Source organism: uncultured Amaricoccus sp., from assembly GCF_937858865.1.
Lineage (GTDB): Bacteria > Pseudomonadota > Alphaproteobacteria > Rhodobacterales > Rhodobacteraceae > Amaricoccus.
In genome coordinates this window covers 1-6,275 of record NZ_CALLYO010000169.1, presented here as the reverse complement: position 1 = coordinate 6,275, position 6,275 = coordinate 1, and the positions used below count along the sequence as shown (strand labels likewise).

7 protein-coding genes are annotated in these 6,275 nt (G+C 68.0%); all 7 read right to left on the bottom strand.

Annotation, left to right across the window (positions count from 1 at the left end; translation table 11 throughout):
* Positions 1–610, bottom strand: a 610-nt coding sequence (locus tag Q0112_RS04695; RefSeq protein WP_297972122.1) for an HlyD family secretion protein, incomplete at its 3' end; no start/stop codon positions are given.
* 96 nt (positions 611–706) lie between these two features.
* Entirely contained in the window at positions 707–1,909 is a 1,203-nt protein-coding gene (locus tag Q0112_RS04690; RefSeq protein WP_297972120.1) for a phospholipase D family protein, read from the bottom strand.
* Positions 1,858–2,154, bottom strand: a complete 297-nt coding sequence (locus Q0112_RS04685; protein ID WP_297972117.1) for a hypothetical protein — start codon at positions 2,152–2,154, stop codon at positions 1,858–1,860. Before Q0112_RS04685 ends, Q0112_RS04690 begins: the two co-directional genes overlap by 52 nt.
* A 135-nt stretch (positions 2,155–2,289) precedes the next feature.
* The gene (locus Q0112_RS04680; RefSeq protein WP_297972114.1) at positions 2,290–2,523 is read right to left on the bottom strand and encodes a hypothetical protein; all 234 of its coding nucleotides are present in this window, start codon (positions 2,521–2,523) and stop codon (positions 2,290–2,292) included.
* A 30-nt stretch (positions 2,524–2,553) separates the two neighbouring features.
* Positions 2,554–4,098 (bottom strand): transporter substrate-binding domain-containing protein, encoded by a 1,545-nt coding sequence (locus tag Q0112_RS04675; protein ID WP_297972111.1) that lies wholly within the window; start codon positions 4,096–4,098, stop codon positions 2,554–2,556.
* A 335-nt stretch (positions 4,099–4,433) separates the two neighbouring features.
* Positions 4,434–4,700 carry a DUF6127 family protein gene (locus tag Q0112_RS19430; RefSeq protein WP_367278435.1) on the bottom strand — a complete coding sequence of 89 codons (267 nt, stop codon included), beginning with the start codon at positions 4,698–4,700 and terminating at the stop codon, positions 4,434–4,436.
* Between the two features lie 132 nt (positions 4,701–4,832).
* On the bottom strand, positions 4,833–6,275 hold a 1,443-nt coding region (locus Q0112_RS04670), incomplete at its 5' end, for a DUF2793 domain-containing protein (RefSeq protein ID WP_297972109.1).

The following is a 6,275-nucleotide window of genomic DNA, read 5'->3' as shown; positions in this document are numbered from 1 at the left end:
GCAGCTGCGGGTTATCCGCGCCCGCCGGTCCCAGCGCCTCCTCGGCGCTGCGCAAGTCGGCCTCGGCCGCCGCCACGGTCGCCTCGCCCGAGGCGACCTCCGCGACAGCCTTGTCCGCCTCCGCCGCCGGCGTCACGCCGCGCGCCACCAACTCCAGCGTGCGTTCCGCCTGGGCGCGGCTGTTGGTCAGCACTGACTCGGCCTCAGTGCCCCGCGCCTGCGCGGCGGCAACGTCGGCGGTCGATGCGCCGATGGACTGTCCGACCTGCGCGAGATCGGCCTCGGCCGCCTCCACCGCCAGCCTGAAGGGGGTCGGATCGATCTCGAAGAGCAGCGCGCCGGCCCCGACGACCTCGTCGTCACTGACCGCGACCCGCAGCAACTCGCCCGAGATCCGGGAGGAGATCGGCAGCACCAGCCCTTCGACAGTGCCGATAGAAGAAACCGGCGCGGTCCGGTCACTGGCGATCTGCAAAGCCAGCAGGAACAGCAACGCCGCCCCGACGACGATCGTCCAGCGTCGCACTGGATCGCGCGGCGCCTCGGCTTTTTCCGCGGGCGGTTCGCGCGGGTCGCCGCTCTCGGACATCTCGATCCGTTCGATCAGCACTGAGGAGATGTGACGATCAGGCCGGAAGGGCAATGTGTCAAGCTCGGCTCCGAAATCCTAGCGAATGCCCGCTGTTTTCGGAGGTTGTGATCGGGGTCAGACTTGCGAGTCGATGGGCAAGAGTTTGACGAGATTGGCGAGGAGGCGCCGCCTGAAGCCGGTCTCGGGCTCGTCCCGGTAGCGGACGACCTCGCCGTCCCGCTCCGTCTCCCAGACGATCCGGCCGTTCGTGTCGAGGCGGACGCGGTAGCTGTTGGCGGGCGCGACGCCGGTCGCCATGTAGGCGGCCAGCCGCTCGGCAAGCTCTGGGCTCTCGATGTAGAGGCCGGCCTCGGTGTTGATCACCGCCGAGCGCGGGTCGAGGTTGAAGCTGCCGATGAACACCGCCTCGCCGTCGAAGACCATGGCCTTGGTGTGCAGCGCCGCACGCGAGCGATGGGACACGAGCGACCATCCCGGCCGGAAGGCATCAGTGTCCGCGCGCAGCTCGTAGAGCTCCATGCCGTTCTCGAGAAGCCGGCGGCGGGTCTTGGCATAGCCCGAGTGCGCGGCGAGCTGGTTGTTCGAAGCGAGCGAGTTGGTCAGCACGCGCACCCGGACATTGCGGTCGTGCAACGCCCTGACGGTCGCCTGCGCCCCGGCGGGCAGGACGAAGTAGGGCGCCTCGGCGAGCAGCTCCTCTTTCAGCGCCGCGACCCGCCCACGGATAAACGTGACGACCACGTCCGCCTCCTTGCCCGCGACGACGGCTGCGGGGTCGTCGGCGATGATCCGGCCGTGCGCCCACACGAGATTGTCGCGCAGCTCGGCCCCCTGCGCAGCCAGCTCGCCGAGATCCTGGTCGATCGGGTAGGGGTAGTCGGCCGCGGCGATCTCCCGGCGCAAGCGGGCCAGGATGGCATCGAGATCGGCGGCGCCATAGGCGCGCTCCACGATGGTCGCGATCGGCACCGACGAGGCGCTGTTCCAGTATCGCTCGAAGACCCCCGACAGATCGCGCACGACAGGTCCGACGGCCAGCACATCGAGATCGCGGAAATTGGCGTGAGTATTCACGCCGTAGTAGTGGTCGCCGATGTTGCGGCCGCCGACGATCGCCGCAGCATTGTCAGCAACCATCAGCTTGTTGTGCATGCGGCGGTTGAACCGGTGGAAGTCGAGAATGAAGTCGAGCCTGGTCCACCGCCGGTTGCTGGCCGGGTTGAACAGACGGATCTCGACGTTGGGGTGGGCGTCGAGGGCCGCTTTTACCGGATCGCTGGCCTTGTTGTAGAAGGGATCGTCGACGAGGAGCCGCACCCTGACCCGCGGTCGGCCGCCTTCATCACCCGGTCGACGATGATCCGGCCGGTCGTATCGCCGTCCCAGACGTAATACTGCATGTCCAGACTTCGCTCGGCCAGATCGGCCACCGCTAGGCGGACGACAAAAGCCTCGCGCGCCGGGCCCAGGAGGCCGAAGCCGGAGAGACCCGGATACGTGTCGGAGGCCGGGCCGAAGAATCGGCCCAGCCGGGTCGCCGCGACGTCTTCAAGCGTTGTCATGCCGCGCCCGATCGTGGGGCCGGGGGCCGGTGGGGATTCGCCATTGTGAATCCGAAAGGGGTTCCCGGCGTGCGCGCAACCGCCCGCGCCGGGCTCGATCTGCCGATCTGTCTATCTCGGACCGACCCGCACCATCTATTTCTCTTCGAGCAGCTTCAGGAGCTCGGCTTTCTTGGTCGCGTCGTCGGCGTCGGACGCCAGTATCTGGTTGATGTAGCCGACGTCGTCCTGGTCTTTGACCTGCGAAGTGTCGATGCCGAGGTCAGTCAGCTTCTGCGCCGTGCCATGGTCCAGCTGAACCTGGGCGAGAGCCGGAACTCCCGAGACAAGCATCAGAGCGACGGAGATCGTTGCAAGCACTCGTGTCATTTGGTCCCCCTTCGAGCGGCCATCGGAGTATTACCCGTCGCTGGCGGCCGCTTTCGCCTCAGCGGCGGTTTGGTAGAGGTTGTAGGCGGTATAGTACTTGAGGATGTTACGCACGTATACCACAGGCTCGCGGCTGATCGTCCTGGCTGCGGCGACCTCGACGTTGCCGAACCAGACGTCCGGGTCGAGCCCCATCGCCTCCGCCCTCGCGCGCGCCTTCTGGATGCCGGCCGGTCCGGCGTTGTAGGCGGCGAAGGCGAACAGCTCGCGGTCGAGCTGCTTCATCGCCGGCTCACTGAAGTACCGATCGCGCAGGAACCGCAGGTACTTGACGCCAGCCTCGACGTTCTGGTCGGCGTCTTCGATTTCCGGGACCGCCACGTTCGGATCCGCGGCGGTCGAGGGCAGCACCTGCATGATGCCCACGGCACCGGCCGGGCTCCGCACGCTCTGGTCGAGACGCGACTCCTGGTATCCTTGCGCGGCGATCAGGATCGGGTCGAACTCATAGGCCGTCGCGTGCTGGCGGATGAAGCCGATCGTCTGCTCGAACCGCGCATCCTCGCCCGGCGCGATCGCGTTCCGGATCCGGTCGGCGCTGTCGAGCCAGCGTTTGAAAAGAATGTTGCCGATCTCCGTGCCCTTCCTGGCGGTGGCCTGATAGCCGTTGACCGCCGCCATCAGCTCCGGCGATCCCTTGCGCATCGCCCAGGCGATCTCGCCGCCGGCGTGGACGGCGATGTCGGGGTGCAGCCGGATGCCGTCGAAGATCTGGGCGTAAAGGCGGGCCTTGTGGTCGTCCATCACGATGGCCGGGACCACGCCGACATCGACCAGCTCGGCGAGATCGTAGTCCTCGAGGTTCTCGTCGACCGCCACCACCGGAACCGGCGGCCGGCCGGCCGCGGTACGCTCGGCATTCAGCGCGGCGAGATGCTCGTGGTAGCTGCTGGACGGCCGCACATGCACCGGCGCGGCCTCGAGATCGTCGAGCGTCGCGACCGCCGGCGCGGCCGGGCCGGTCACCACGATCTCCGCCGCCTTCCTGAGCGTGGGCACGCTGAAATCGACCCGCCCCAGTCGCTCGGGGGTGATCGTCAGGTTGGCCGCCAGGATGTCCACCCGCCCCTCGACCAGCGCGTCGAACATGTGGTCGCGCGGCAGCGGCGCCAGCGAGACGGTCAGCGTCGCGGCCCGTTTCCCGAGCGTTGCGCGCAGATGCTTCTCGAACTCGCGCGCGCTGTCAACGCTCAGGCCCTCCTGCTCGGCCCGGTCGTAGCTGAAGAACACCGGCTCGTTCCCGACGCCGATCCGCACGTAGCCGCGCTCGACCATGCCATCGAGATCGCCGGTCCATGGCGCCATGATCGCCGCGATGAGCGAATCTTCCGCCCGTTCCGCGTCGGTCAGGATACCGGCGCTCGGTGTGTCGAGATGCTGCGCCGGACTGGCCACGGGCCAACCGAGCGCTACCAGGATGGCGACGCAAACCAGGAGTATCATTCGATCCAGCATCGCCGCGCCCCACCATGCGCGAAACCGGTTGACATTGTAGCACGCGGACTCCGGCGGCACCAAATCTCACGTACGCCTGGCCGGAAAACGAGTTGGGCGGTTGGCTGCCGTCGTGCCTCGATCAGAAAAGACTGCCGATCGGCAGACTCCCTAAACGTGTGCGCCGCGTGTGCCAAGGTCGAGGCTGGGGCCCGGCCCCACTGAGGACAGTCGCGATGCAACGGCGCGCCCCCGGGACATCTGCTTCTTTGGTTCCTGACGTAGCTGACAAAGACTTTGACACGTGCCCTCGCCAATGGTCTCGTAGTTGTCGCGTGAGCATTGGCTCGCCCATCGTGATAGTGGGGTCTGCGATCGGGTCGGTGTCCGCGACGGACGACATGATTTGATCGGGCTCAAGCCTGACGATAGCCGAAGGGCAACTTCGACAGATTGGGCGCCAAGGTTTGGCGCCCAATCGCAGGTTCGGCCTCAGACCGAGGCGGAGAGGTGACCCTGCTACTGCACCACCAGCACTCCACCTTGGCCGCAGTGCGGCGAACGTACTGGATGCGCTCCAAGAGCGAGCGTGCGTCTTGGATCGGCAGCGCGACATCCTTGCCGCCGAGCCCGACGTCGGAGAGCGCGCGACGCCCGTATTCCTCGGCGGCGCGCCCGAGCATCGCCTCATTGCGCACGGCAGGACAGACGGACGACGGCGTCCTGGCGGACTGGCATCATGACGCCATCCATTCGAGAAAGGTGGCGAGGCGGGCGTTCGCCCGCGTTGGCCGATTGGCGCCCCACGGGTCGGCTCAGTAGTCGGTCTCGAGGTAGACGCCGGCGCAGTCGAAGGCGACGGCGGCGGCCGTCGCGCCGTTGTTCATGAAGAGTCGCGGCGCCAGGAACTGGTTCGCCGCCGGCAGGTCGGCGGTGACCTCCTGCTCGAACACCGCACCCGTCACCTCGTCCACCACCCGCACCCAGACCGACGACGCGTTCGGCGGCGCCGCGATGGTCAGCGTCAGCACGCCGCCGGTGGCGATCGCGAAGCTTGCGCCCATGTCGACAAGCGTCGGCGCCCCGCTGGCATCGTTGCTGACGAGCTGCCAGCGGGTGTGGGTGCCGCGCTGGAAGCCGATGCCGACGCAGCTCACGACGGCGCTGAGGGTCAGGGTGGTGGCGAGCGCCGCAGTCGAGCCGTAGAGGCCGAAGAACGCCATGCCGGTCGCCTGAAGGGTGCTGAGCGAGATGCGCGTCACGAAGGTCCAGCCACCGAGCCCCGTGGCATTGCCGCGCCAGCAGGTGAAGACGCCGCTCCTCTGGTCCGAGGCCGAGTCCACCACAGCCGCCGAGGTGAGCCGCCAGCGTCGCATGCTGGTGGCGAGCGAGGTCGCGGCGAGACCCGGCGTCGAGACGGTCCCGACCGTCGAGTTCGACATCCCCTCGGTGGTGATGGTCGCGCCCGACGACGGCAGCCATATTGCCGGTCGCGCCAGCCCGAGGTGCGGCTGCAGCGAGAAGTCGCGGCCGTTCGTTCGCATGGCGTCGAGCCAGGGCTGCCCGGCGCGGGACCGGGCATAGAGCGCGAGCTTGCCCGCCGCCGGCGCCGCTGGCGCGCTGCTCACCGCCGGCAGGATCGCCGGCTTCGGCAACTCGACCCTTCCGGTGGTCCGGTCGATCAGGATCGCCTCGTGGTAGGCCGACCCGTCCGGGCTGACCTTGAAGCTGAAGTCGTCGGACCCGAGCAGGCCGATCAGCGCCCGGACGCTGAAGCCGGTCTTGAAGGCGAAAGCGGCGTCGTTGCCGGCGGCGTTCTTGTTGACGGTCGCCTCGATTCCGGCGCCGGCATTGTTCAGCAGCACCGCCGGGGTGTTGACCGAGAGCCGGTTCCAGGCGTCGGCTACAGCGCCGCCAAGCCCGAGCAGCAGCGCGGTGAGGTTGGCCTGAGGCATGCCGACGACGGTGACGCCGTTGGCGAAGGTGACGGTGGGGGTGTTGACCACCATCGTTCCGTCGGCGCCGGCAGTATCGGAGCCGATGTTGACGACGGTGTCGGAGCCTGCCACGCCGCCGGTGCCAATGTTCACCGTCTTGGTGGCTCCGGAAGCCGTCGCTCCCGTGCCGAGACCGTAGCTCGCAGTGCCGGGCGCCGTGCCGATTGTCGCCACCGGACCGCTCGCTTCGAGCTCGCCGGCGAAGGTCTTGTCGCCATCGAAGGTCTGGGCGCCGGACAACCCTGCGAGCTCGGTCGAGAC

Excerpts from the sequence above, each read along its gene's own strand:
- Q0112_RS04685 (WP_297972117.1), bottom strand. The coding sequence starts at position 2,154 with ATGACAACGCTTGAAGACGTCGCGGCGACCCGGCTGGGCCGATTCTTC.
- Q0112_RS19430 (WP_367278435.1), bottom strand. The coding sequence starts at position 4,700 with ATGCTCGGGCGCGCCGCCGAGGAATACGGGCGTCGCGCGCTCTCCGAC.
- Q0112_RS04680 (WP_297972114.1), bottom strand. The coding sequence starts at position 2,523 with ATGACACGAGTGCTTGCAACGATCTCCGTCGCTCTGATGCTTGTCTCG.